33 protein-coding genes are annotated in these 23105 nt (G+C 54.0%); 32 read left to right on the forward strand and 1 reads right to left on the reverse strand.

The window, feature by feature from the left end; all coding sequences use genetic code 11:
* Nucleotides 1-156 precede the first annotated feature (156 nt).
* The 27 genes from ACORNT_RS15300 (at nt 157) to ACORNT_RS15430 (ending at nt 16783) form a co-directional block, all read left to right on the forward strand.
* On the forward strand, nt 157-588 hold the full coding sequence (locus tag ACORNT_RS15300; RefSeq protein ID WP_321392749.1) for a hypothetical protein: 432 nt from the start codon (nt 157-159) through the stop codon (nt 586-588).
* Nucleotides 585-2669, forward strand: a complete 2085-nt coding sequence (locus tag ACORNT_RS15305; protein ID WP_321392750.1) for a Mu transposase C-terminal domain-containing protein — start codon at nt 585-587, stop codon at nt 2667-2669. The genes ACORNT_RS15300 and ACORNT_RS15305 overlap by 4 nt, the downstream gene beginning before the upstream one ends.
* A 2-nt stretch (nt 2670-2671) precedes the next feature.
* Entirely contained in the window at nt 2672-3427 is a 756-nt protein-coding gene (locus ACORNT_RS15310) for an ATP-binding protein (protein ID WP_321392754.1), read from the forward strand.
* The gene (locus ACORNT_RS15315; RefSeq protein ID WP_321392756.1) at nt 3427-4017 is read left to right on the forward strand and encodes a helix-turn-helix domain-containing protein; all 591 of its coding nucleotides are present in this window, start codon (nt 3427-3429) and stop codon (nt 4015-4017) included. Before ACORNT_RS15310 ends, ACORNT_RS15315 begins: the two co-directional genes overlap by 1 nt.
* The gene (locus ACORNT_RS15320; protein WP_321392759.1) at nt 4014-4391 is read left to right on the forward strand and encodes a hypothetical protein; all 378 of its coding nucleotides are present in this window, start codon (nt 4014-4016) and stop codon (nt 4389-4391) included. The genes ACORNT_RS15315 and ACORNT_RS15320 overlap by 4 nt, the downstream gene beginning before the upstream one ends.
* Nucleotides 4381-4635, forward strand: coding sequence for a hypothetical protein (locus ACORNT_RS15325; protein WP_321392762.1), 255 nt, complete (start codon nt 4381-4383; stop codon nt 4633-4635). The genes ACORNT_RS15320 and ACORNT_RS15325 overlap by 11 nt, the downstream gene beginning before the upstream one ends.
* Before the next feature lie 103 nt (nt 4636-4738).
* On the forward strand, nt 4739-5380 hold the full coding sequence (locus ACORNT_RS15330; protein ID WP_321392764.1) for a DUF3164 family protein: 642 nt from the start codon (nt 4739-4741) through the stop codon (nt 5378-5380).
* Nucleotides 5367-5567, forward strand: a complete 201-nt coding sequence (locus ACORNT_RS15335; protein WP_321392766.1) for a hypothetical protein — start codon at nt 5367-5369, stop codon at nt 5565-5567. Before ACORNT_RS15330 ends, ACORNT_RS15335 begins: the two co-directional genes overlap by 14 nt.
* Nucleotides 5568-5569: 2 nt before the next feature.
* Complete coding sequence (locus tag ACORNT_RS15340; RefSeq protein ID WP_321392768.1) at nt 5570-5896, forward strand: hypothetical protein; 327 nt, start codon at nt 5570-5572, stop codon at nt 5894-5896.
* Complete coding sequence (locus ACORNT_RS15345) at nt 5877-6080, forward strand: hypothetical protein (protein WP_321392770.1); 204 nt, start codon at nt 5877-5879, stop codon at nt 6078-6080. Before ACORNT_RS15340 ends, ACORNT_RS15345 begins: the two co-directional genes overlap by 20 nt.
* 34 nt (nt 6081-6114) lie before the next feature.
* Nucleotides 6115-6366 (forward strand): DUF2312 domain-containing protein, encoded by a 252-nt coding sequence (locus ACORNT_RS15350; RefSeq protein WP_321392772.1) that lies wholly within the window; start codon nt 6115-6117, stop codon nt 6364-6366.
* A 316-nt stretch (nt 6367-6682) separates the two neighbouring features.
* The gene (locus tag ACORNT_RS15355) at nt 6683-6973 is read left to right on the forward strand and encodes a hypothetical protein (protein ID WP_321392775.1); all 291 of its coding nucleotides are present in this window, start codon (nt 6683-6685) and stop codon (nt 6971-6973) included.
* The gene (locus ACORNT_RS15360) at nt 6963-7112 is read left to right on the forward strand and encodes a hypothetical protein (RefSeq protein WP_321392778.1); all 150 of its coding nucleotides are present in this window, start codon (nt 6963-6965) and stop codon (nt 7110-7112) included. The genes ACORNT_RS15355 and ACORNT_RS15360 overlap by 11 nt, the downstream gene beginning before the upstream one ends.
* A complete protein-coding gene (locus ACORNT_RS15365) occupies nt 7105-7317 on the forward strand; it encodes a hypothetical protein (RefSeq protein ID WP_321392781.1) in 213 nt (70 codons plus the stop codon). Before ACORNT_RS15360 ends, ACORNT_RS15365 begins: the two co-directional genes overlap by 8 nt.
* Nucleotides 7314-7757 carry a regulatory protein GemA gene (locus ACORNT_RS15370; RefSeq protein WP_321392784.1) on the forward strand — a complete coding sequence of 148 codons (444 nt, stop codon included), beginning with the start codon at nt 7314-7316 and terminating at the stop codon, nt 7755-7757. The genes ACORNT_RS15365 and ACORNT_RS15370 overlap by 4 nt, the downstream gene beginning before the upstream one ends.
* Nucleotides 7723-8310, forward strand: a complete 588-nt coding sequence (locus tag ACORNT_RS15375) for a hypothetical protein (RefSeq protein ID WP_321392787.1) — start codon at nt 7723-7725, stop codon at nt 8308-8310. Before ACORNT_RS15370 ends, ACORNT_RS15375 begins: the two co-directional genes overlap by 35 nt.
* A gap of 9 nt (nt 8311-8319) precedes the next feature.
* Entirely contained in the window at nt 8320-8718 is a 399-nt protein-coding gene (locus ACORNT_RS15380) for a helix-turn-helix domain-containing protein (protein ID WP_321392789.1), read from the forward strand.
* A gap of 48 nt (nt 8719-8766) precedes the next feature.
* The gene (locus ACORNT_RS15385; protein WP_321392790.1) at nt 8767-9648 is read left to right on the forward strand and encodes a hypothetical protein; all 882 of its coding nucleotides are present in this window, start codon (nt 8767-8769) and stop codon (nt 9646-9648) included.
* A gap of 143 nt (nt 9649-9791) precedes the next feature.
* On the forward strand, nt 9792-10313 hold the full coding sequence (locus ACORNT_RS15390) for a glycoside hydrolase family 108 protein (protein WP_321392792.1): 522 nt from the start codon (nt 9792-9794) through the stop codon (nt 10311-10313).
* Nucleotides 10314-10322: 9 nt separating this feature from the next.
* Nucleotides 10323-10943, forward strand: a complete 621-nt coding sequence (locus ACORNT_RS15395; protein WP_321392795.1) for a 3TM-type holin — start codon at nt 10323-10325, stop codon at nt 10941-10943.
* Entirely contained in the window at nt 10936-11157 is a 222-nt protein-coding gene (locus tag ACORNT_RS15400; RefSeq protein WP_420717504.1) for a TraR/DksA family transcriptional regulator, read from the forward strand. Before ACORNT_RS15395 ends, ACORNT_RS15400 begins: the two co-directional genes overlap by 8 nt.
* Nucleotides 11093-11509, forward strand: coding sequence for a DUF2730 family protein (locus ACORNT_RS15405; protein WP_420717505.1), 417 nt, complete (start codon nt 11093-11095; stop codon nt 11507-11509). Before ACORNT_RS15400 ends, ACORNT_RS15405 begins: the two co-directional genes overlap by 65 nt.
* Nucleotides 11506-11808, forward strand: a complete 303-nt coding sequence (locus ACORNT_RS15410) for a hypothetical protein (RefSeq protein ID WP_321392800.1) — start codon at nt 11506-11508, stop codon at nt 11806-11808. Before ACORNT_RS15405 ends, ACORNT_RS15410 begins: the two co-directional genes overlap by 4 nt.
* Nucleotides 11809-11810: 2 nt before the next feature.
* Nucleotides 11811-12365, forward strand: coding sequence for a DUF3486 family protein (locus ACORNT_RS15415; RefSeq protein WP_321392803.1), 555 nt, complete (start codon nt 11811-11813; stop codon nt 12363-12365).
* 2 nt (nt 12366-12367) lie between these two features.
* A complete protein-coding gene (locus ACORNT_RS15420) occupies nt 12368-14047 on the forward strand; it encodes a hypothetical protein (protein WP_321392806.1) in 1680 nt (559 codons plus the stop codon).
* Between the two features lie 2 nt (nt 14048-14049).
* On the forward strand, nt 14050-15516 hold the full coding sequence (locus tag ACORNT_RS15425; RefSeq protein ID WP_321392809.1) for a DUF935 domain-containing protein: 1467 nt from the start codon (nt 14050-14052) through the stop codon (nt 15514-15516).
* 1 nt (nt 15517) lies between these two features.
* Nucleotides 15518-16783, forward strand: coding sequence for a PBECR2 nuclease fold domain-containing protein (locus tag ACORNT_RS15430; RefSeq protein ID WP_321392812.1), 1266 nt, complete (start codon nt 15518-15520; stop codon nt 16781-16783).
* Nucleotides 16784-16923: 140 nt separating this feature from the next.
* Here the strand turns inward: ACORNT_RS15430 and ACORNT_RS15435 are convergent, their stop codons facing one another.
* Nucleotides 16924-17577 (reverse strand): hypothetical protein, encoded by a 654-nt coding sequence (locus ACORNT_RS15435; RefSeq protein WP_321392815.1) that lies wholly within the window; start codon nt 17575-17577, stop codon nt 16924-16926.
* A 325-nt stretch (nt 17578-17902) separates the two neighbouring features.
* On the opposite strand from ACORNT_RS15435, the gene ACORNT_RS15440 reads away from it, so the two are divergent.
* From ACORNT_RS15440 to ACORNT_RS15460, 5 genes are all read left to right on the forward strand, one after another.
* The gene (locus ACORNT_RS15440) at nt 17903-19039 is read left to right on the forward strand and encodes a hypothetical protein (RefSeq protein WP_321392818.1); all 1137 of its coding nucleotides are present in this window, start codon (nt 17903-17905) and stop codon (nt 19037-19039) included.
* On the forward strand, nt 19032-19394 hold the full coding sequence (locus ACORNT_RS15445; RefSeq protein ID WP_321392819.1) for a hypothetical protein: 363 nt from the start codon (nt 19032-19034) through the stop codon (nt 19392-19394). Before ACORNT_RS15440 ends, ACORNT_RS15445 begins: the two co-directional genes overlap by 8 nt.
* A 25-nt stretch (nt 19395-19419) precedes the next feature.
* Complete coding sequence (locus tag ACORNT_RS15450; protein ID WP_321392821.1) at nt 19420-20349, forward strand: hypothetical protein; 930 nt, start codon at nt 19420-19422, stop codon at nt 20347-20349.
* Nucleotides 20350-20359: 10 nt separating this feature from the next.
* Nucleotides 20360-20785, forward strand: a complete 426-nt coding sequence (locus ACORNT_RS15455; RefSeq protein ID WP_321392823.1) for a hypothetical protein — start codon at nt 20360-20362, stop codon at nt 20783-20785.
* A 163-nt stretch (nt 20786-20948) separates the two neighbouring features.
* Nucleotides 20949-23105 carry a hypothetical protein gene (locus tag ACORNT_RS15460; protein WP_321392826.1) on the forward strand — a complete coding sequence of 719 codons (2157 nt, stop codon included), beginning with the start codon at nt 20949-20951 and terminating at the stop codon, nt 23103-23105.

The following is a 23105-nucleotide window of genomic DNA, read 5'->3' on the forward strand; positions in this document are numbered from 1 at the left end:
AAAGGGAGCGGGATAGCTTCCCCCTCCCACCACTTGGAAACTCGCCTGCGGGTTGTTCTCCCTACAGCCAACCTGCAGGCCCCTTTTCCAGGCAATGACAACAAACAACCCAAGGATAAGAATATGACCCGCAAAAAAAATACTCACCCAGGGCAAATGACTTTTTTCACTACCCTGGACGACAAACCTATCGAGGTTCCGGCGAAGCCCGGCAAAGAAACCATCAACTCAAACAAGATCAAACTGGCCATTAAGGAAGCCATCGCCAGGTCACCCTTTGACCGCGAGGAAATCTGTCGCCAGCTTAGTGAACTTGCCGACCGTGACGTCTCTGTAGCGATGCTCAATGCATATACATCGCAGGCCAGAACAACCCACCAATTGCCCAGTGACCTTCTGGCTCCCATCACCCTCATTCTTGGCCCGTCTGTGCTTCAGTGTATAGCTGAAAGTGCCGGGTGCCGGGTGGCTGAACGGGACGAGATCAAACTGGCCCGCATCGGCCACAGCTTCCTCATGCTGCAGCAACTCCAGCGCCAGGTTGATGAGGAAATCAGCGGCCTGCCTCTGATGAGGGTTGGCGCATGAGAAAGATGTTTACCGCCGCCGAGCTGGCTGAGATGAACTTGCCGGGCTTGCCTGCTACGGAACGCAATATTCGTCGCCGGGCCACCATTGAAGACTGGGACTATCAAAACCGCTCCGGACGGGGTGGTGGCAAACTCTACCCAGTTTACGTCCTTCCTGCAAAAGCCAGGGAAGCCGTTGCCAAGCGACTCCTGAAGGGATCCGCACCCGTACTCAAAACCTCAAAAGTGGACATTTCACTGTTGTCTGAACAAGACCAGCAAATCATGGAAGCCAGGGCCATCATCCTGCAGAAATGGGATCAACTCATGACAGAATGCGCACTGCCCAGAAGTAAGGCTGCAGACGCCCTGGTTTCCATGGCCAAGACAGGTGAACTTTCAGAGGAGATTGCTCCTCTGGTGCCGGTCGCCAATGCGCGGAGCGGCCGCTCAAGCGGCAAGGCTGGTAAACAGACCTTATCCAGGACAAGCCTTTACCGCTGGCTCAAGGAAAAACGCACCGGCGGCGACAAGGCGTTGGCCCCCAAATCATCAACCGAGCTGGAGATTCCCGAGTGGGCTGGTCCACTCCTAAAACTCTGGGCTTCACCCCAGCAGCCAAGCCTTGTTGCGGTCATGGAAAAACTGACCGAGCAGCTGGGCGATGAAGCGCCAAGCTACTACCAGGCGTACCGATTCCTGAAGCGCCTGGATCCGATCACCGTCAACACCGGCCGCATGGGGCCAAGGGAGCTTAAAAACCTCAAAGCCTTCAAGCGCCGTGATGTTTCCGAACTCTGGCCCAGCTGTGTCTACACAGCAGACGGCCATACCTTTGATGCCGAGGTCGCTCACCCTGGGCATGGCAAACCATTCCGGCCGGAGATCACAACCATCATAGATGTCTATACTCGGCGCATTGTCGGCTGGTCGGTCGGCCTGTCGGAGAATACCTGGGGCACCCATGACGCCATCCGGAAAGCCTTCACCGAGTGCGGGATCTGCAGCATCTGGTATGTGGATAACGGCTCCGGCTTCAAAAACGACTATTTTGACGACATCAAGATCATGGGTTTATTCGGTCGCCTTGGCGTGACCAAAACCCATAGCCTGCCCTATAACTCACAGGCGCGAGGCATCGGCGAACGGGTCCACAACATCTGGGTAAAAGCGGCCAAAGAACTGCCCACCTATATGGGCCAGGATATGGACCAGGAAGCCAAGCAGCGCGTCTTTAAAATCACCCGCAAGGATATCAAGGAATTTGGCAGCTCCCGCCTTCTGATTGAGTGGCCGGAATTTGTCGAAATGTGCGAGAATGTGGTCTCCAATTACAACGACCGGCCGCACCGCAGCCTCCCGAAAGTTCGGGATGAGAATACCGGCAAGCGCCGCCATATGACGCCGAACGAATATTGGACGGCCGAGGCATCTAAAGCAGACATCGAATGTGTCGAGCCGACCAACCACGATATCTTCCGGCCGTATGAAAAACGTCAGGTCCGGCGCGGCGAAATCCAGCTGTTTAACAACCTTTATTTTGCTTTCGAGCTGGAGCCGTATCACGGCGACGATGTGCATGTCGGCTATGACATTCACAACCCCGACCAGGTGTGGGTCCGCGACCTGGACGGTCGCTTTATCTGCACCGCTAAAGTGGACGGCAACAAAACCAGCTACTTCCCCAAATCAGCGCTAGAAATTGCAGCCGAAAAACGCGCTAAGAGCCGCCTGCGCCTGGTTGACAGAAAGCGGGAGGAAATCGAGCAGGAACTGCACCCGGATACGCTCCTGGAGTACCGCCCGGAAATGGAGATTACACCCGAGCAGCTGCAGACCGCAGAACGGGAAACATCCAAACTGATCGAACTGCCGCCGCAGCCAAAAATCGCTGAGAACGGCCGCCCGATTTTCTCAAGCGATTATGACCTCGCCCGATGGCTTGTGAACAATCCGGATCAAGTCACGCCAAAAGACAGGGAGCATCTCGGTGAGATGCTCCGCCAGCCAACATTCAAAATGACACTTGAAGTTTACAACGTCGATATCAACGGCCTGAGAAACCTCATTGATAGCGACACCAACAGAGGAGAAGTCTAAATATGAAAAACAGTTTCGTCAATACCTCCAACGTGGCCCGGTTCATGAGCGCCGTCTCAGACCTGCAGAACCGGGGAGCCGGGGAAGCCTGTCTGATGGTGGTGGATGGTCATCCCGGCCTTTCAAAAACAACCATTTGTCACTGGTGGGCGATCCAGAATAATGCCGTGTTCCTCCGGGCCAAGGCCGAGTGGACACCCCGCTGGATGGTGCGGGAACTTCTGGAAAGTATGAACGTCAAGCCCCGGCATTCCTTCCAGGACTGCTTCAGGCAGGCCGTGGATGCTCTGATGTCCAGGTCAAACCAGGCCCAGATCCAGGGCAAGACCTTTGCCGTGATCATTGACGAAGTCGATCACATCGGCAAGTCGGCAAAATGCCTGGAGACCCTGCGCGACTTCTCCGACCTGCTGGAGATCCCTTTCATCTTTGTCGGCATGCAAAAAGTCCGCGACAATATCTCCCGGTTTCCCCAAATTTCCAGCCGTATCGGTCAATATGTGGAGTTCTTCCCGGCCAGCCGGGACGATGTCTACAGCCTGGTCAACGAGCTTTGCGAAGTTGAAGTGGGCAAAGACCTGATCGAGTTTCTTCTGGAAGTTTCCCGAGGCCGGGTCCGCGAAGTGAAAGAGGCTATTATGGCCATCGAGCGGTTCGGAAAGCGCAACAACGGCACAGTCACCAGAAAAGCCATGGCCGGGGAAACCCTGCTCAACAGCCGGGACAACGGCCAGCCCATCAAAGTGAGGGCCGACTGATGCCGGGGATCGCAACCAGACTTAACGAAGTCCTGGGCATCATTGGCCCGGAGCAATGTCTGACCATCGAGGAAATGTCCAGGCAGAGCAACCTCACCCGTCACGCGCTGCAGGACGGCGCACAAAAACTTCTTTCAGCAGGCTATGTGGAACGCATCGAGGCCGGGTGCTACCGGCTGACCAACAAAGGCAAGACGGCAAAGGTGGACGACACCACCCTGACGTCCGGTCCCAAAGGGCCGCTAACCTTCAGCAAAAAAACCTCATTTGACAGTTTCACAGCCAGGATCTGGCGGGCCATGCGGGTAAGCCGGAAATTTACCGTTCCTGATCTGGTCATGCTGGCCAAGCAGGGAAATGAGAAAGAGCCGGAAGCTGCAGCCGGGAAATATATCCGCCGTCTGTACCAGGCTGGATATCTCCAGCTGCTGCCGCGCCGGGAAAAGGGTACGGCACCAACCAGCAACGGTTTCAAGAAATACCTGCTGGTCCGGGATGATGGTGAACTGCACCCCAGATACCGGCCAAAAACCGGCAAGGTCTACGACCCCAACACCAAGAAAAACTACGAACTGGAGGCACGTCCATGACCGCCATGGAGAAAGTTAAAGATAAATGGGGCGAGAACGCGCCGGAGTTCATCATCGTCATGGCTCAAGCTTGCGATAAAATCAGTCAGGCCGGAGTGGCCCGCGATGTCGGCATTTCTACCACGGCCGTCAATCTGCTGCTGAATAATCGCTACAAGGCCAAGCTTGACAGGGTGGAGCGGAAGGTCCGGAGCGCCCTGATGCACGAAACGGTCCACTGTCCATACCTCGATATAGAGATCACCCAAAGGGACTGTGATACCCACAGCCAGGCTAAAATCACAATGGCCAGCCCGCAGCTTTTCAAACATCGCAGAGCATGCCTGGATTGCGCGAATAACTTCCAGAAAAGGAGTGAGACCAATGTTGTCTGACGAGCTGTCAAATGCCTGCATCTGGCTGGAGGGCCGCCACATGGCCGGTGATGGCCTGACACAGGCTGAAACCGAAATCTTGCTGGCGAACCTGCTGCAAATACTGATCAGCGCTGACATTCTGGAATGCGGAACAATTCCCCGATCCATGCGGGAAGATATCAATCTCAAACCGTTCGACAATATCACCCGACTTTCAGACTACAGGGCAAAGGAGGCAAAGCCATGCAGCACCCGCGCCTAGACGCCCGCCTGATGGCCGCTGGCGGCACTATCAAGCCCCTCGGGCAGGCAACCCTTTACAGCACGTTTAAACGCCTGGTTAAGCAGGCACTAAGGAGAGAGAAATGAACCAGATCCCGGAAGGATATTTAAAGGACAGCAAGGGCAGCCTTGTTCCCCTGAAAAACATTAAACAGGTCGACTTGCTGCGAAATTCGCTTGTTAAAACTCTATGTGAGAAGGCGGAGGATTTTTCCCAGGAACTCAGTAAGCTCAAGGCCGAGGCGCTGGCAGAGATGAACGCTTTTGTCGACCTGTCAGCAGCTGAATACAGCACCAGCTACGGCGGCCAGAAAGGCAACCTGACCCTGCCGTCCTATTGCGGAAAATACAAGGTAATGAGGGCCATTGCCGACAACATCACTTTTGACGAGCGATTGCTGGTCGCCAAGCAGCTGATTGATGAATGCATCACCGATTGGTCTGCAGATGCAAACGACAAAATCAGGATCCTTGTCCAACGAGCCTTCCAGACCAACAGCCAGGGGCATATTTCCACCGGCCGGGTTTTGGAATTGCGCCAGCTCGATATTCAGGACGAGAAATGGCAACAAGCCATGCAGGCCATTGCCGACAGCATCCATGTTCAAGCCAGCACCACCTATGTGCGCTTTTACCGCCGTATTGGCGGCACCGAGCAATATGAGCAGATCCCGCTGGATATCGCCAAGGTCAGGATCCCGGAGGCCGGTCATGTCCAAAGGTAAAGCCGACCAGGTCTTTGAGGTCACGAACGAGGCTGGCGAGTCCGTCATTGTGATTGCCCGGCATCCGAAAGGGGCCAGGACAATTGCCGGAGAACACCTGGACGGCGTGACGCTTAAATCTGAGGCCCGCCCGGTGGCAAAGGCCTACATGAAACGGGCCGTCAACCATAAGCCCAAAAGGAGCTGATCATGCTGCCGGCTCGCACCTCAGCTCAGGAATTGCGTGACGCCATGATGGATCTGGCACTGTTGTCCGGATCCCTCATTCCGCGCAACCGCAAGGAAAAGCAAAGGTATGCCGGTCTGTTGTCCGCCATCCGGCAGGCAAATCAACTCAGCAAGGCCGTCCTGGACGACAAGTCGGTGCCGAACGATCCGGAAGAAATGATCAAGGCATTCATTGACCAGGGCGGAGACTACAGAGCGCTGGTGGCATGCCTTACCAGCTCCACCAAGTGCCTGGAATTTTCAACACTATCCAAAGAAAGGAAAAACCATGTCGAAGAAACAAATTAACCCGACCGAATTTTACCCGATTGATGAGCAGATCACCTGCGCAGAGCGAGAACTGACAGGCCGGAAAAGAAACTATCCGGCAATGGTCGAGAGAGGCGAGATCACCGAGGGTACCGCCTTCCGTGAGATCGAGCTGATGGAGGCCATCCTCGGCACCCTGAAAAAAGCGAAGTCCGCCTGGTAATCCCACACTCAAATCAACAAGGAAGGAAAACACAATGACTGAAACAGCTGGAATTGCCGCCGATGCCCTGCGCTCTTATGTGGAGCGGATCGAGCGCCTGGAGGAAGAAAAACAGAACCTCGCATCGGACATCAAGGATGTTTATTCCGAAGCCAAAGCCACCGGCTTTGATGTGAAGATCCTGCGCCAGATCGTGCAGCTCCGGAAAATGGAGGAACATGACCGCCAGGAGATGGAAGCTCTGCTCGACACCTACGCCCACGCCTTGGGCATGGTCCGGGGATGAGCATGACCCTGCCTCTAAACGAAAACCTCCATAGGATGCAGGTGCCCCCTTTGCCGCACCGGCGCGAGGGATCACTCCGTTGTCCCTGGTGCAGGTCGGGCCAGAACTGCCACCGTAAAGAAGATCCGCCACTGCATGATATGGGCGAACTCCCAAGGCAGAAAACATGCCCGTGCTGCCACAAAGGCTTTGAGTACTGTTATTGCCTGGAAGCCGGGGTTTTCATGGTCTGGGGCATTCGAAGTGAGACCGACATCCGGTTGATGAATGCTCTGGGCATCGAGGAAAAGGACTATAGCAACGGGGATCGGAACTCATGAGCAGCGACTTGTTTGGCCAAATCGAGAGTCTGGCAGACCAACTGGAGAAATTCAGCAAGTACACGCTGTCGCGAATCCTGGCCTCCCACACGGTTATCAGTTGCATCGGCCGGGATAACCAGGACGAGACAACAGAAAGCCTTATTGGAAGTTGCAGAAAGACAGAAGTCGCGGCCCGCATGCACTATCGGAGCAAACGGATCCAGCGGCTCTTGGACAAAGTGGACAATCCCAAACGCCGCCGCAAGCGGAAGAAGTCAATGGGGAGAAGCGCCAATGTGCTGTGAATTCATCAACATTTCTGCAGTGATCCTGCTGTTCATATCGACGTTGCTCATGCTGATCGGTGCAGGTGCGTTGTGCCTGACAATTTTACTGCTGGGAATTGTGTTCCCAGAAAATCTGGAAAGGAAGAAAGATGGCTAAATCAAACGAAGTTGAAGTGATCGTAACAGTAAGCGGAGAAGGGCTCGACCCCGAGGCCGTACAGAATGATATTTGTACGACGCTGGCCTATAACCTGGGCGAGGATTATCTCAGCCGTAAAGTTACCACAGCCTTACAGATCAGCTGCACCACGGAGGACTTAACCCTATTGCAGGCGAATTGCCCTTGCGGATGCGCCTCATGAGTAACGTCCTTCTCGCACAGATCCATATTGCCAAGAAAGACCTTGGCCTGGAGGACGGCACCTACCGTGCCGTCCTCCACCAGATCACCGGTAAGGAAAGCAGCGGGGATATGAACGCCCGTGAGCAACGCCTGGTCGTTGATCATTTCAAATCCCACGGCTGGAAACCCAAAAAGGCCAAGAAAAAGCGCCCGGCATCAAAGAAACCATTTGTCCGGAAAATCTTCGCCATGTGGTGGGAGCTGGGCGAACTCGGCCTGCTAGAGGTTCCCAAATCAAAACGGGTCGATGCCTGCATCGCCTTTGTTAAACGCATGACCGATGTTGAGGATCCGGAGTGGCTCACGGCCGACCAGGCCAACATCGTTATTGAAGCTCTTAAGAAATGGAAAAGGAGAAAAAGAAGTGACGTGGCAGACAGTGAAAAAACGCCAGCATAATCCGATCGGCAGAACCGGTGTGGCCATGGCCGTAACTGAGGAAAAGAATGGAACCTACAATCTCCGGATCCTGATTTATTCCGATGTCATGCAGATGATGGGCTGGAAGCATGGTGACAAAATCAACGTGATGGTCGGTCACGGTGATCACATGGGCCAGGTGGCACTGGAGAAAACAGAGAATGGCTTCACCATTGCAAAACACAGTCGCACAATTGGCCGGGTCTCCTTCAAAGCACCCGTTTATGTGCCAAAGGCTGCGATGGCCACAACGCCTGCAAGATATGAAGTGGATGGGCAGCTGGTCTGTACGATTCCTTCTACTTCCCTGACCGTTGACCAGATGCCTGTTCACCAGAATTGGGAAACCAATGCCAAGGAAGGTAACCCCAAAATAAAGCCTGTGGACACCGGCGCGGATGAAGGCCCTGAAAATGGTAGATCCGAATTTCATTATACTGGTCATATTCCGCCAATCTCAAGCCTCACACCTGAACAGGTTGAACATATGATCGAAGGCGAAAAGAAAAACGTCTACACCGGGAAGCTTTAGGAACGAGCCATGAAGCCGCATAAAGTCCATCTTTCCCCCAAGCTTCAGGAGATTTCAGACGTCATCGGTTTTGCGGCGACGCTTAAGCTGGCGCACGAATTTGGCGGCACCGAAGTGGACATACCTAAAAACCCAAAGACGGGCACCAGGCTGGTGGAGTGCATCGGTCAAGTGGCCGCGGAAGCCATGAAAAAGGAATATGGCCCCGGCAAAATCGCGGTGCCAGTCGGTCCGGCCAGCACCTATAACCAGTTGATCCGGGGCAATGCCAGGGTTATCCACCAGGGGCTGGATGAGGGGCTGTCAAACGCCAAAATTGCACGGCAGGTCGGTTGTGATATCCGGACGGTACGCAGGCACAAAAACGCGGGCAAAGAGAACTGTGACGATCAGGGAAAGCTATTTTGACAGGAGTATGATATATTTCGGCTGAAAATTTCAAAGAGGAGAACAGGCTTGAATGGAAAAGCAGGAAAAAACCCGTTTTTAGACGGCTGCCGGAAGATTTCTAAAAGCTACCGAAAGAACCCTATACGTTTTAATGCAATTATTATTGCCTATACTTTTGTCTGCGGGTTAACATATAATTTTGCGTTTGCAGCTGGAATTAACACTAGAGTTTTTTATCTTTTTACAATCGCCGATCATATTAAGTCATCGCTATTTGTAGGCGGGTTAATTATTTTTGTTATTTTTTGCTTGTCTATTTCTTTAGTTTTATCGGCACCTTTCAACGGCCCACTGACTAGGCTTATAAATATCACTGGTCGGTGTCGGACAAAGATCTTGAGGGATGCGGGTCTGCTTCCAGTTACCATCATTATCGCATTGTTGCCGCTGGTTTTTTTATATGTAATTTCATTAATTTTGGATAATACACTCGGCTGGAGTTTTAGGGCCGTGGTGGCTGTTTCTCTCAGTTTGTACTTTTTAATAGGGGTGGCCCATTTTATTAAATTGGTAAAAATTTTAAAAAAAGACCAACATTGGCCGAAAATCATGGAAGATATAGCTCACGCGATGAAATTGGGTTGTGTAATTTTTCTATTCGCGCTGCCCGTACTTTCGGCGGTAACCGGCTTTCTAGATGCGAAAAAAAATTCCTCCCTCAAAGATTGGGATAAATATGCATTTATTAAAGGAGTGAAAAGAACGGCGACCGCTTTTGATGTTATCAGCCGCTTGGAGACTTCAGACGGAAAGTTTGTCATTGGAGCTTTCGAAAAGGGGATGTTTGTGAAATCAGACGGGAGAGCAATCGAATTTATCGGATATGATGGGAAAATGCTTTTTATAGTTAAACGGCCCTTTAAATTAGGTGAAGATCCGGAAACTTGATTTATTAGTTTTTTCTGGCAAACTGGCCCCATAAGAAAACCCCAAGACCCGGACAGCCGTCCGGGCTTTTTTTTACCCCAACTCAGCCTAGCCTTTTCGTCATGATTTATGACGATGATTTTGCCATAGCTTTTAAGCGTTTAATGGAACATGAAGGCGGCCTGGTCGATGACCCGGACGATCCAGGTGGCATTACCAAATTCGGTATTTCCCTGCGCACCCTCGTGCGCCTGGGCGAGATTGACCTCGATCAGGATGGCCATCCGGATTACGACTTTAACGGCGATGGTGCCATCGATGCCGACGACATCAAGGATCTGAGTTGGGAAGACGCCCAGGAATTCTATCACCGGGAATTCTGGAGCAAATATCGCTACGGCGAATTGCCGCCCCGGATCCGTATGAGAACCTTTAATCTGGCTGTCAATATGGGGCCGGTCCAGGCGCATAAATGCCTGCAGAGATCGATCCGCGCCACCAGTACAATCCGCATTGCAGATGACGGAATCATCGGCAAACAAACCATCAGTTTTTCAAAAACATTCGGGGACGAGCTGATCGTGCCGCTTCGCTCGGAGGCGGCCGGTTTCTATCGTGCCCTGGTTGTCCAGAAACTGGAACTTAAAAAATATTTAAACGGCTGGTTAAACCGGGCTTATTCCTAGGGGGAAATCATGAGCATTTGGGGCGGAGTTAAGAAAATCATTGGCGGGGCAGCCCCGCTTGTCGGCACCCTGGTCGGCGGCCCGTTCGGCACTATTGCCGGGTCCATGATTTCAAAGGCGCTCGGCGAAGACGCTAACGTCGACATGAACGATCCGGCCGCCGTGCAGATGGCCTTGCAGAATGATCCCGGAGCGGTTCTGCGGCTAAAGCAGCTGGAGCTGGAAAACCAGACCACCCTGCAGATGGCCGCCATCCAGGCGGAAACCGCTCGGCAGGCCGAAGTCAACAAAACCATGCGCAACGAGCAGAACAGCGACGATCCTTATGTGCGGCGCTGGCGGCCGACCCTCGGCTATGCGGTAGCCATTACCTGGGCCGTCCAAATGATGGCGGCATCCGCCGCTATTGTCTGGGCTGTCATTGAACACCCGGAGCAAGCCATGCAGATTATCAACTCAATCGGTGTGGCCGTTTCAAACACATCCGTTTTATGGGGAACAGCGTTGTCTGTCCTGGGTGTCAGCGTTGTGCAGAGATCCCGCGATAAAGCCGTCAAGGCCGGTCAGTCGCCTGTCACAATGATGGAAGGCCTGGCGCAAATCATCAGGGGCAAGAAATCAGATGGATGATGCCGATCGCGCCCAACTTCTGGAAGAACATCACAGAGCCAGAAGCCTACACCAACAACTGAACGCCGCCAGTTCGGCCGGGCCTCACCCCCTTGACTGCGCGGGATGTGGGGAAGCGATCCCCGCAGAGCGCCTGGCCGCTTACCCAAATGCCACGCGCTGTGTGGATTGCCAAGAAGAAAAAGAGAGGGAGCCTCTTGTTAGAAGTAATTGAATTTATCAAAGCCATTTGGCCCATCATTGCCACGCTGGCTTCAGGCGGGGCGGCGGTGTTGTTCTTGGTGGCAAGGAGCAAGTTTGTTTCCAAAGAGGACCATGTAGCTCACCAGAAGGTGATCGAACAACAGCACAAGGAAATCAATGCCAAATTGGTAGTTTTCGAGAAAGAGCTGGTTCGGATGCCAAGCGATATCCATGTCCAGAAGTTGGGCCTGGAGGTGGAGGAACTGAACGGGGAAATCAAGGCGCTCAAAGCGACGATAAACGGCATCCACGGTCAGTACGGCCGGGTAGAAAAATTTCTGGACATGCTGATCCAGAACGAATTGGAGAATAGTAAAAAATGAGCTTTGCTGAAAAAATGAAGGAAGACCGGCGGCTGTGCATCCTCCGTTTGCTCCATGAACAGCCGGAATATACGTTAAATCATTCTGTGCTGAAGCTAGGCCTTGGTGAGCTTGCCCATCATATTTCCGAAGATGTTGTGCTGTCGGAAATAGCCTGGCTGGCTGAACAGGGTCTGGTGACAGCAAAAACTCTCGAGAACAATCTGCGCATTGTCAAACTGACACAGCGCGGATCCGATGCCGCCACGGGCAGCGCCACAGTTCCCGGAGTAAAACGTCCTTCGCCAGGCAGGGGGTAACCATGCCCCCGAAATCCTCCATCAAAAGTCTGGACCCAAAGATCAAGGCGGAGCTGGACCGGCTGCTGTCCCAGGACAACATGACCATCGACGAGTTGGTCGGGTTTCTGCAGTCCCTCGGGGCAGAAGTGTCCCGGTCGGCCGTTGGCCGCTATTCCCAGAATTACAAAACCGTTGCCTCCAAAATGAAAGAATACAAGGAGATGGCGACGGCCTTTGCCAATGAGCTGGGCACCGAGGTAGAGAGCGATGCGCATCAGGTGATTGTGCAGATGCTTCACACCATGCTGATGCGGGTCGGGATGCAGGAACTGGACCGGGATGAGCCGCTTTATGATCCCAAGGATCTGATGTTCCTGGGCAGCACCATCAAAAACCTGATGGGATCCATCAAGGACCGCCAGGCGATGGAAGAGAAAGCCCTGCAGAAAGCCCGTCAGCAAGTGGCTGATGAGGCAAGCGTAACAATGAAGCAGGCAGGTCTCTCTCCTGACCAAGTGAAGTTCTGGCGCGAAGATTTCCTGGGAGTTAAATCCACGCAAGCGCCTGGAGAATAGCCGTGAGCATCCGCCCCCCTCTGCAGATAGGTGAAGTCCGGAAGGTGGATCGAGAGGATCTGCCGTCACAGGTTCTGGACATTCCGGAAGACTTCAACCCCCTTGCCGACGGTGTCCTTATGGAACACCAGAAAAGCTGGATCGCTGACCAGTCGCCGTTGAAACTGGCTGAGAAAGGTCGGCGAACGGGGATTACCTGGGCGGAAGCTCAGGACGACAGTTTGATTGCGGCCGCCAGTCGGGAAGCAGGCGGGGATAATGTTTATTACATACCGGACGCCAAAGAAAAGGGCCTAGAGTTTATCGGTTATTGCGCCCACTTGTTGAAGTTCATCGACGAACATAACTATGACATCGAAGAATATTTTGAGGAATTTCCTGTTACCGACGATGTGGGCAACGAAACCATTGAACGGATTGCAGCCTACAGGATCGTTTGTAGAAGCGGCTTCAAAATAGTTGGCCTGAGTTCCCGACCGGCCGCCATTCGTGGTCTGCAGGGTGTTGTGGTGATCGACGAAGTGGCCTTCCACAATGATCCCGGTCAGGTCATTGCGGCTTGTAACGCCCTGCTGATTTGGGGCGGCCGGATCCGGCTTATCTCGACCCATAACGGTGCGACCAATGCCTTTAACGAACTGATCAAAGAAACGCTGGCGGGCAAATGGCCCTATTCCCTGCATCACTATACTTTCGATGATGCTGTTAAAAACGGTCTGTATGAGCGTGTCTGCCTGGTGCGGGGATGGAAAGCGACCCCTCAGGGAAAAAAAGAATGGTATGACCGGATCCGGGGATCCTACGGCACACGAACAGAAGACATGAAGCAGGAACTGGACGCCGTTCCGGCAGACGGTACCGGCCAAATGCTGCCGCTCGCCTGGATCGAAGCTTGCCAAAAGCAAGAGCATGTCGCGGTTCGCTGGGAGCCACCCCAGCCGGACTTTGTCGACTGGCCGGAGTCTGCCCGAAAAGCAGACATGCAGCTCTGGCTGCAGGAAAATGTGCTGCCGTTAATCAAAGAGACCCTGCCTTCAGAAAGACAAACTTTTCTCGGCGAAGACTTTGCCATGCGCCAGGACCGCACAGCTTTTGCCATTGGTTATGTGACGCAAAATCTGACCCGCAAGATGCCTTTTATTGTCGAAATGGACAAATGCCCCTATGACCAGCAAAAGCAGGCCCTGTTTTACATTATCAGCAACCTGTCCAGGTTCACCTATGGAATCCTGGACGCCAATGGTAACGGCATGGTGCTGGCCCAGGAGGCGCGTCAGAAATTCGGCAAAAGCCAAATCATGGAATTGAACGCAAATGACGCCTGGTACCGGGAATTTTCCCAGAAGCTACGCACGGCCTTTGAGGATCGAACCATTGAAATCCCGGCTGACTCTGACGTGCGCGACAGTCTGCGGCTTTTCCAGTTGATCAACGGTGTAGGCAAGATCCCCAGAGACGTGCGGGTGAAGGGCACCGATGGCGGTAAACACCATGGTGATAGCGCCATCGCCATTCTGAACTGCTATGCAGCCAGCCTGCAGGATGTCATCCCCATTGAGTTCAGCAGCACCGGAGAAAAGCGTCTGGACCAGTATGACTATGGCGAGGGGACCACAGAACGGATCGCCGAGGACGCCGGTTTCGGTGTTGTGGCGGGCGGTAATCACTATCAAGGATATTGACCATGGCGGAAAAGAAAAAAATCAAACCGGATCTAGAGGTATATTCAGCGCCGACCGCAACCAGTATGGCCGACGGTTACCTGGCGCAGATGATCAAACCGGACGACAACATCCTGGCTGAACGGGGAAACAACCCAAAACTCTATGAGCAGATCCTCCGCGACGACCAGGTCAGCGCCACAATCCAGCAACGATATTCCGCTGTTACCTCCTGCCCTTATGAAGTGGTGGCGGGGGGAGACTCCGCAGTCGACAAGGCGGCCGCTGAATTTGTCAAAGAGCAGCTGGAGAAAATAGGTTTTCCGCGCAAGGCCAAGAAGATGCTAACGGCCATTTTTTATGGTTATGCCGTAGCTGAAATCATCTGGGAAAAGAAAGACGGCCGGATCGGCATCCAGGACATCGCCGTACGCAAGCGCCACCGGTTCCGCTTTGACAAGGAGCAGAACCTTCGGTTGCTCACCAGGGCCAAACCCGAGGGCATCATCATGCCCGATCGGAAGTTCTGGACCTTTACAACCGGCGCAGACAATGACGATCAACCTTATGGCATGCCCCTGGCGCATTGGCTCTACTGGCCCTGCCTGTTCAAGCGCGAAGGCGTCAAGTTCTGGATGACCTTCCTGGATAAGTTCGGCAGTCCGAATGCGGTCGGTAAATATCCCACCAGCGCGACGCCTGAAGAGCGCCAGAAGCTGCTGGAGGCCGTGGTGGCCTTCCGCCAAGAGTTCGGTGTCGTGGTTCCGGAAGGCATGGAGATCGAACTGCTGGAAGCCACCAGGGGCGGCACCGTTAACTATGACACGCTTGTCGCCAGAATGGATGCCGCAATTGCAAAGGTGGTTTTATCCCAGACCATGACCACCGACAATGGCTCCAGCCTGTCACAGTCAGAAGTTCATCAGGATGTCCGGGACGAAGTTGTCGAGGCGGATGGCGAGGAGTTGTGCGCCAGCTTCAATTCCGGCCCGGCCGTTTGGCTAACTGAATTCAACTTCTATGGCGCACAGCCACCACTGCTTCGGTTTATCACAGAGGATTCGGAGGATCTTAACCAGGTCGCCGATCGGGACAAGAAACTGTATGAAATGGGATACGAGCCGACCCCTGCCCGGATCCGCGAAGTCTATGGCGATGGGTACCAGAAACGCCAGACCGCGACCAACAGCAACCCGACTATGAATGATCCGGGAACGGACGGTCCGGAGTTCGCAGAGGGCGAGCCGGCCGCCGGGCGCACCCAGGACGATATCAGCGAATTCGTTGAGAAAAACCTGGACCAGTTGCAGGATCAGGTAGGCGCCACCCTTATCCAGGTAATTCAGTCTGTGGCCGAGAGGTCAACGGATTTCGACGACTTTGTTGAAAACCTGCTGATGGAAGCGCCGCAGATCGACCAGAGCGAACTTGCCGACCTGATCGCCAGGTCAACCTTTAATTCCCGTTTAAACGGCCAGTTGGAGAATTGACGTGGCGGTCAGTTTCGAACCCTTGCCGCCGAAAGAGGCCATTGAGTTTTTCAAGAAAAAGGGCCTGAAAGAAACTTTCGCTTGGCAGGATATCTGGGAAGAGGAACATGCCCGCGCCTTCACTGTGGCAAAAAGTACCGGCCATAACATCCTGGGCGATGTCTTTACAGCCATGAAATCCGCCCAGGAGGAAGGCAAGACCTTTGACATGTTCCGCAAGGAGCTGGAGCCGACCCTGATTAAAAAGGGGTGGTGGGGCCGCAAGCGCATGGTGGATCCTGCAGACGGCCAAAGCAAAGTGGTGCAGCTCGGATCCCGCCGCCGCCTCAAGACCATTTACGACACGAACCTGCGCAGCTCCAGAGCAGTCGGGCAATGGGAGCGGATCGAACGCAACAAAGAGCGACGGCCGTATCTTTCCTATCGAACCGTCAAGGGTGGACACTACCGCCCGGAACATCGGCAATGGCATGGGGTCACTTTGCCCATCGATGATCCCTGGTGGAATACGCACTATCCCCAGAACGGCTGGGGATGCCGTTGCTATCCCGTACAAATGTCACAGCGCGACATGGACCGGCTCGGCATCAAGGTCTCCAAGCGACCTGTCACCAAGACCAGGCCCTGGACGAACAGGCGCACAGGACAGACCATCGCTGTTCCAGAGGGGATTGATCCTGGATTCGCCTATCACCCTGGCAAGGAGTATATGCGGCCTCTTACTCCGGCCCCGACCGATGTCAGGGTCTCCAAAAGCGGGAAGCCTTTATGGGGCAAACCGGCTCGACACATGCCGCCATTTGAAGCCCGCCAGGTGGGCACAGACCGGCTGTTGCCGCTCGGCCTGCAGGAAGAGGAATATTTCAAACGGTTTGTGTCGGAATTCAACCTGCCTGTTGAGGGCGGTTTCTTCACCGATGTCGCTGGAACACATATCCCCATCAACGAGCTATTGTTCCGGGACCAGAGAGGCAGATGGAAAATCAAGAAACGCGACCGGGAGAAGTTTCTGCCACTGCTTGCCGACACCATCAAGGATCCGGACGAGATCTGGGAGGAATATTATTTCTATGAATCCCGGCAGGGGTATGTCCTGAACAGAAAATATCTGACCAGGTTCGAGATTATCGAAGACGGTCATGTGCAGGACGGGTTTGTCTTGTTTGAGCTGAATGATGACGGCTGGTATGGTCTGACAGCTTTCGCACCGGATAGTCTTCGCTACATCCAAAATGAACGGCGCGGGATACTGGTTTACAAAAAGTAAAGGCGGACACGTGTGACCGTCCCGCCTGGCGGCTCAACCTACTAGGGCCATCACAACCGCAGTTGAGCAAAGCAATTATATCTGAAACAGGTTAAGAAATCAATATTAAGGCACTCTACATTCAATTGTGGAAAAGACCTTCAACCAAATGTGAAATCAATTCCCGACTCTTCAATTGTTATCTTTAGATTTGTAATAGCAGTAAGCTCCTGCGCAAGAGCCTCTATGTGACTTTCTACGAAATTTATCCTTGCAGTTATTCTGGTAAGACTAGCTGAATTTTCACTCAACTTTAGAGTTAATGTATTTTTGGAATTAGATACTAAATGTACGCTCCGTAACGTTCTTTCTAGTACTCTTCGATTTTCTTCGTAGCTTTCTTTTTCAATCTTAAGTTTTCCCAAAGTGTCTTGATAATATTGAAGGAGTTGGCTGTATGCTGCAACCTTTGTCTGCTTTCTCATTTCCTTTTGAGTATCCTGCATTTCCTTCTTTTGTCCACGATATATTAAAAACACAAGAATTAGTGCAGCAAACGAGACAATTGGATTTAACGTACCTCCAATATAGTCTCCAAAAGTTCCCCATAAAACCGGATCACCTGACAACGTGGAATTTTCAAATTTATGGTAGTAAATTCCTATGGCAATAACTGAAGGTATTAAAACGACAAGAAAAATAAGAACAGTAAAACTATTTGTATCTTTATCCTCCTGCCGTTCTCGGACGTTGGCTTCTTTACTGCCCTTATCCAATGAAGAATGACGTATATCGCTATTCTGATTATTTGGCATAATCGCCCCCTACTTGAAGTTGATGACATCGATAATATACGCCTAAAAGTGCGATCGCACCAGAAAGACCCACAGAGCGGCGGAGAGGCCATTTTGGCACCCTGTGTTGCTGGTGAGGTCTCTTACCCGTTTAAAACCCCATTTAAAAACCCGGCAAAGGCCATTCCGAAATTATTCCGGGCGCGATATTGCCGGTTCCGGAAATTTCCGTTAGGTTGAGTCAAAATTCAGAAATCATTTCTATGCAGGCCCGGACACCTTTCCGGGCTTTTTTCTTTTCCGCCATCTCATAGCTTTGTGAAACTCAAATACGGAGCAGCAAAGCGTGACAACGGAAATCAAGATATTCAGGTCTGGCACCCATACGGACAGCAAAGGCAAGTCTGTCACTATTACCCCTGACCAGCTTCAGAAAATGGCTGATGCCTATGATCCTGAGTTTCATGAAGCCCCGCTTGTAATCGGCCACCCCAAGCATAACGATCCCGCCTGGGGATGGGTAAAGGCTCTCCGTGTCGATGGTGACACCCTCATAGCGGAGACGAACAATGTAAACCCTGATTTTTCGGAGATGGTAAACGCTGGCGCTTTCAAGAAAGTGAGCGCCAGCCTCTATCCCCCAGGAACAAAGAATAACCCGGCCGAGGACATCTACGCCCTGCGGCATGTCGGTTTCCTGGGCGCACAACCTCCGGCCATCAAGGGTCTGGGATCCGTTTCTTTCGCAGAGGAAGACGAATTTCTGGAATTCGCAGACTGGGATACGGCAAGCGCCCTTTCCTCACTCGCCAGCATGATGAAAGGTCTGCGCGACCTGGTCATTGACAAGTTTGGCCTGGAAGCCGCCGACAAGGTTCTCCCCAATTTTCAACTTGATCACGCCCAAAGCTCGGCCGAGGCCGCGCTGACCGGTGCTGATCTACCCACCGAACCGGCATTCTCGGAAGGTGATGCCGAAACTGAAACCAACGAGGAAGATATGGACCCCGAAAAAGAAAAAGAGGAGTTGGACGCAAAAGCCAAGGCCCTCAAGGAAGAACAGGCCGCGCTGGAAGCGGAGCGCCAGGAGTTTGCCGAACAACAGGCAACGGCTCGCCGCGAGAAAAATGTGACCTTTGTTGACGGCCTGATTGCCGACAACAAGCTGCTGCCCGCCCACAAAGACGGGCTGGTGGAATTCATGGACCACCTGGATCACGACCAGATCGTCGAGTTCGGCGAAGGCGATGACGACAAAATGTCGCCCCTGCAGTTCTTCAAGGACTTCCTGGGCAACGCCAAGTCCGCCGTGAACTTCTCCGAAGTCAGCGGCGAGGAAGATCATCCCGGCCTGGACCAGGCAAACGCCAAGGAAGTCGCCGCCCGCGCCGTCCAGTTCCAGGAGGAACAGTCCAAAAACGGCATCACCATCACAATCGCAGAGGCTGTGCGCCACGTGAAGAAAGGAACCACCAATGCCTAATCCACAGCTCGTCAAGTCATATGACGCCGAAGGCGCAATCGCCGCTTACCGGTTCGCCAAGACCGGCTCCGCCGAGGGGACCGTTGTCCAGGCAACTGCCGCTGCCGCCACCATCAAGGGGATCACACAGCTGGTGACCGCGAAGGCAGCCGGTGATCGTGTTGACCTGGTGATGGCCGGTATTGCCGAGATCGAATATGGCGCTGCCGTGTCAGACGGCGATCCGTTGACCAGTGACGCTGACGGTAAAGCCGTTCCGGCCACAACCGGACAGCCGGTATTTGCCAAGGCGCTGGTTGATGGTGTCGCAGGCGACATTGTCGATACGTTCATCGCTCCCTCAACCCTGCCGTAAGGCCCAGAAATCTTAAGGACGTAAAATGCCCGATAACAATCTACCGTTTCCCATTGATCCGGATCTTACGGCAATCACAGTTGCCTACCGGAACAAGGTCTATATTGCGGACCAGGTGCTGCCCCGTGTAGAGGTGGGAACCAAAGTCTACAAGTACAGCGAATATCCTCTCAAGGATGGATTCCAGACGCCCGACACCAAGGTCGGCCGCAAGGGCAAACCCAATGAGGTCGAGCTGGGCAGCGAGGAAAAAGAAAGTCAGACCAAGGATTATGGTCTTGACTACCCGATCCCGCAGCATGACATCGACCAGGCGCTCAAATCCGGCCGCAAGGATCCGCGAGACCGCGCTGTCATGTCCTTAAGCGATTATATCGCCCTGGACCGCGAGATGCGCGTTGCCGCTGCTGTGCAGAATGCTGCCAACTATGACTACTCAGAGGCCTTGGTTGGCACCGATAAATTCAGCGACGCAGCTTCCAAGGCCCTGGACACCCTCCTCTACGCTCTGGATCAACCCCTTCTCCGGCCAAACCAAGTGACCATGAGCCAGGAAGTGTGGACGGTCGTTCGGACCCATTCGCAGATCGTCAAAGCGATCCATGGCAACTCCGGCGACGAAGGTGTGGCTACTCACGAGCAGCTGGCCAGACTCCTCGAAGTGGATCGGGTACTTGTTGGCCCGAGCCGCAAGGATACCGCCCGCAAAGGCCAGGCTGTGAACCTTGCCCGCATCTGGGGTCCGGCAATTTCCCTGACCTACATCGATCCCCTGGCTGATTCAGATGGCGGGTTGACCTTCGGGTTTACTGCCGAGTACGGCTCACGCCAGTCTGGTTCTGAACAGGACAAGAGCATCGGCATGTGGGGTGGTCAGCGGGTTCGTGTCGGCGAAAGCCTTGATGAAAAAATCATCGCCCCGGCTGTCGGCTACCTGATCACCGACGTGTTGTAAGGAGGGACCAATGGCTAAAACCATCAAAAAACCAAGCGCTGCATTGGTCACCTTCGCTCTCCTGGGCAACGTTCGTTGCTACGGCGAACTGCATGAAGCGCCCGGCACGATCAAGCTCACCGAGCTGCAGGCCGAACCGCTTCTGCGAAGCGGCCGCATCTCCACCGATCTGTCCCTGGTACAGGCCGAGGAACCAGAAACCAAGGAGACCGGTTCCGAAGGTTCTGTCTCCGAGGATGCGGGTGCTAATGCCGACCAGGCGAAGGTCCAGGAATTCCTTGCCAAGGTGAAAGCCGAAGGCGGGGACGTTCCCACCGTCAAGGCGATCAAGGAAGCCACCGGCATCCAGTTTAAAGGCGCGGACCGGGACGCCATCTGGGCGGATCTGCCTGAGCCGGACGCCGACAACACAGAAACAGGGGACGGCGGCGAATAGCCGTCCCTCACAAAATACCTAGAGGGCCAATGGCCCGCGATGAGTGCCCCCGGCCGGATCCTGGTTATTCGGTCGGGGGATGCCGAGAAACTAAAGGAGCACCCCCGATGCCCTCCACCCGCGCCCAGCAGCGCCAGACCATTAAACGCCAGGTGAACTAACCATGGCCGTGGTCGGATATCAGCAATTACAGAACAACAGCTCTGTCGGCTCCGCGCTGACGGACTTCAAAGCTGTGATTACTGATGCTTGCCTGGATGCGTCCACCAAAACAGATTTTTTTACGGCCGCTGCCGCTGACGGCTCGAATGTGCGCGTTGCCTCGGATATCGACGGCACGACAATTTATCCCTTTCACCAGATGTTCTGGGACCAGGCCGGGGAAAAGTTCGCCCTGCGCGTGGCGCTACCCGCCGTAACCACTGGCCAGAACGATATTTATCTGATCATTGACGACAGTTTGAGTGCGCTGCCGGCAGACGGAGATCCGGACGGCAAATATGCCTGTCATGCCGGTTTTATCTGCTGGTCTGATGACGGCACCGAGGATCTGACCGGCAATCATACCATGACCGAGGTCGGAAGCCCGGCCCGCACCACCGATGTTTTCGGCAACCCGACCGGCGCGATCGACTTTGACGGCACAAACGATGTCATCAAATTTGACAGCCCAACCGTCTTTGCCAACCCGACCGGCACCGTCCAGGCCTGGACCAAACGCGCCAGCGGCAGTCCGGATCGTCGTCTGTGTCTATTGCACCGGGCCGATACCGACGACAGCGTCATGTTGATCCAGAACACCAATTATCCCAGTTTGACCGGTTCACAAGACAGCTGGTCCTTTGTTGTAGATCGCGGCATCACGGGTCTCAGTATTGAGGTCATCGAAGAAACCACACTTAATACTTTCGAGCTGGTTTCTCTTACCTTTGATTTTAATCAGAATGCGGACGGCAATATTGCTGATCCGTCTGACGGTGACCTTTTTGTGAACGGCGTCAATTATGCCCCAGGTAGCAGCGCGGTCGGCACCCACGGCATAGGGACCGATACCGGCGCGGACATGATCCTTTGGGGATCCAGGAGCGGATCTTCATTTTTCCCCGGCGTCAGCCATGGATTCCGTTATACGGACACTATCCTTTCCGCCGATTATCTGGCGGCCCAGGCCGCCAACGAAAACAATCCCGGCACTTTTTGGGTCGGCCAGGGCTATGTGATCAACAGCAGCATACCGGTCGCCAAAAGTTCCACCTGCCCGGCAGAGAACCTCGCCGAACTTGCCGAAAGTAATTTGGCCCCGCTGGGTAATATCTCCCTTCTGGAGCAAGCCTACCAGGTCCCGGCCACTCAAGTGGTAATGCTGGCCTGGGAACAGTTGGTGCCGGTGGCGCTGGCCTTGAACCTGCAGAAGCCGGGGACGGTTCCCCTGGAATCCCTTGGGCTAATTTCCCAGCAGTTCCCGGCCGCCATTGAGAACCTGGCCAATGTCGCAAGGGAAGGGATAAGCCCCGTCGATTACCTCGCCAATCTGCGGTCATTCGGCACAGTTCCGCTGGATCATCAAGCACTTGTCAATCTGGAAACTATTTTCCCGATCGAGCAGCTCCTGGACGTTGTGCTGGCCAAAACGGTTTATCCGGAGCATCTCCTCTCCGTGCGTCTGTCCACAACCGTACCCGTTATCTGGGAAGGCGCACTGGTGGTGGAACAGGCCCTGAATGTGCCCTTGTCCTGGTTGGCCACTATCGACCAGGCGCCGACCATGCCGGTCGATACAACCGCCCCGGTTTCCGCCGAGGGTGCCGTCCCGGCCGAGCATCTTGCGAACCTGCAGCACAGCGCCGGAGTGCCCCTGGAGCAGCTGGTCCGGCTGGCAGAAAGCAACACACTCCTGGCCGAAACCCTTGTTACTCTGGAGCAGCTCTCGGAAGTCACCTTTGAGCGGATCGCCGAAATCGGTGTGGAGGAATTTATGCCGCTGGACTGGGGCGGTGCCATGGCGCTGCAGCTTTCAAGCCAGGTTCCCATCGAGTGGCTGGGCGGCATCAGCCAGGCGGCCCCCATCATGGTGGAGAGCGTCACCTTGCTGGTGGTGGAGAAGGATATCACCACGGAGCAACTGACCGCACTGGCGACCTCCAGGAGCATCCAGACCGAGATGATTGCCATTGTCGATCGGGACGCCGTCCTGCCCATCACCTGGGACGGCCGCAAGGGTTTTATCGCAGGCATCAAGAATGTTTTCAAAAAAGACAACAGAGGCGCTTACTTCCGTCTGCGCGGCGGCCGTGGCGTGATTTTCAACAGGAGAAATTGA

The sequence above is a fragment of the Emcibacter sp. genome (assembly GCF_963675455.1).
In the GTDB taxonomy this organism is placed as follows: domain Bacteria; phylum Pseudomonadota; class Alphaproteobacteria; order Sphingomonadales; family Emcibacteraceae; genus Emcibacter.

Bases quoted from the DNA above. Each gene is read 5' to 3' on its own strand.
- ACORNT_RS15325 (WP_321392762.1), top strand. From the start codon at position 4,381: ATGTTGTCTGACGAGCTGTCAAATGCCTGCATCTGGCTGGAGGGCCGC.
- ACORNT_RS15345 (WP_321392770.1), top strand. From the start codon at position 5,877: ATGTCGAAGAAACAAATTAACCCGACCGAATTTTACCCGATTGATGAG.
- ACORNT_RS15360 (WP_321392778.1), top strand. From the start codon at position 6,963: ATGTGCTGTGAATTCATCAACATTTCTGCAGTGATCCTGCTGTTCATA.
- ACORNT_RS15450 (WP_321392821.1), top strand. From the start codon at position 19,420: ATGCCCGATAACAATCTACCGTTTCCCATTGATCCGGATCTTACGGCA.
- ACORNT_RS15410 (WP_321392800.1), top strand. From the start codon at position 11,506: ATGAGCTTTGCTGAAAAAATGAAGGAAGACCGGCGGCTGTGCATCCTC.
- ACORNT_RS15460 (WP_321392826.1), top strand. From the start codon at position 20,949: ATGGCCGTGGTCGGATATCAGCAATTACAGAACAACAGCTCTGTCGGC.
- ACORNT_RS15340 (WP_321392768.1), top strand. From the start codon at position 5,570: ATGCTGCCGGCTCGCACCTCAGCTCAGGAATTGCGTGACGCCATGATG.
- ACORNT_RS15380 (WP_321392789.1), top strand. From the start codon at position 8,320: ATGAAGCCGCATAAAGTCCATCTTTCCCCCAAGCTTCAGGAGATTTCA.
- ACORNT_RS15320 (WP_321392759.1), top strand. From the start codon at position 4,014: ATGACCGCCATGGAGAAAGTTAAAGATAAATGGGGCGAGAACGCGCCG.
- ACORNT_RS15395 (WP_321392795.1), top strand. From the start codon at position 10,323: ATGAGCATTTGGGGCGGAGTTAAGAAAATCATTGGCGGGGCAGCCCCG.
- ACORNT_RS15415 (WP_321392803.1), top strand. From the start codon at position 11,811: ATGCCCCCGAAATCCTCCATCAAAAGTCTGGACCCAAAGATCAAGGCG.
- ACORNT_RS15445 (WP_321392819.1), top strand. From the start codon at position 19,032: ATGCCTAATCCACAGCTCGTCAAGTCATATGACGCCGAAGGCGCAATC.
- ACORNT_RS15425 (WP_321392809.1), top strand. From the start codon at position 14,050: ATGGCGGAAAAGAAAAAAATCAAACCGGATCTAGAGGTATATTCAGCG.
- ACORNT_RS15330 (WP_321392764.1), top strand. From the start codon at position 4,739: ATGAACCAGATCCCGGAAGGATATTTAAAGGACAGCAAGGGCAGCCTT.
- ACORNT_RS15405 (WP_420717505.1), top strand. From the start codon at position 11,093: ATGCCACGCGCTGTGTGGATTGCCAAGAAGAAAAAGAGAGGGAGCCTC.
- ACORNT_RS15455 (WP_321392823.1), top strand. From the start codon at position 20,360: ATGGCTAAAACCATCAAAAAACCAAGCGCTGCATTGGTCACCTTCGCT.
- ACORNT_RS15310 (WP_321392754.1), top strand. From the start codon at position 2,672: ATGAAAAACAGTTTCGTCAATACCTCCAACGTGGCCCGGTTCATGAGC.
- ACORNT_RS15400 (WP_420717504.1), top strand. From the start codon at position 10,936: ATGGATGATGCCGATCGCGCCCAACTTCTGGAAGAACATCACAGAGCC.
- ACORNT_RS15365 (WP_321392781.1), top strand. From the start codon at position 7,105: ATGGCTAAATCAAACGAAGTTGAAGTGATCGTAACAGTAAGCGGAGAA.
- ACORNT_RS15315 (WP_321392756.1), top strand. From the start codon at position 3,427: ATGCCGGGGATCGCAACCAGACTTAACGAAGTCCTGGGCATCATTGGC.
- ACORNT_RS15435 (WP_321392815.1), bottom strand. From the start codon at position 17,577: ATGCCAAATAATCAGAATAGCGATATACGTCATTCTTCATTGGATAAG.
- ACORNT_RS15390 (WP_321392792.1), top strand. From the start codon at position 9,792: ATGGAACATGAAGGCGGCCTGGTCGATGACCCGGACGATCCAGGTGGC.
- ACORNT_RS15335 (WP_321392766.1), top strand. From the start codon at position 5,367: ATGTCCAAAGGTAAAGCCGACCAGGTCTTTGAGGTCACGAACGAGGCT.
- ACORNT_RS15370 (WP_321392784.1), top strand. From the start codon at position 7,314: ATGAGTAACGTCCTTCTCGCACAGATCCATATTGCCAAGAAAGACCTT.
- ACORNT_RS15355 (WP_321392775.1), top strand. From the start codon at position 6,683: ATGAGCAGCGACTTGTTTGGCCAAATCGAGAGTCTGGCAGACCAACTG.
- ACORNT_RS15350 (WP_321392772.1), top strand. From the start codon at position 6,115: ATGACTGAAACAGCTGGAATTGCCGCCGATGCCCTGCGCTCTTATGTG.
- ACORNT_RS15305 (WP_321392750.1), top strand. From the start codon at position 585: ATGAGAAAGATGTTTACCGCCGCCGAGCTGGCTGAGATGAACTTGCCG.
- ACORNT_RS15300 (WP_321392749.1), top strand. From the start codon at position 157: ATGACTTTTTTCACTACCCTGGACGACAAACCTATCGAGGTTCCGGCG.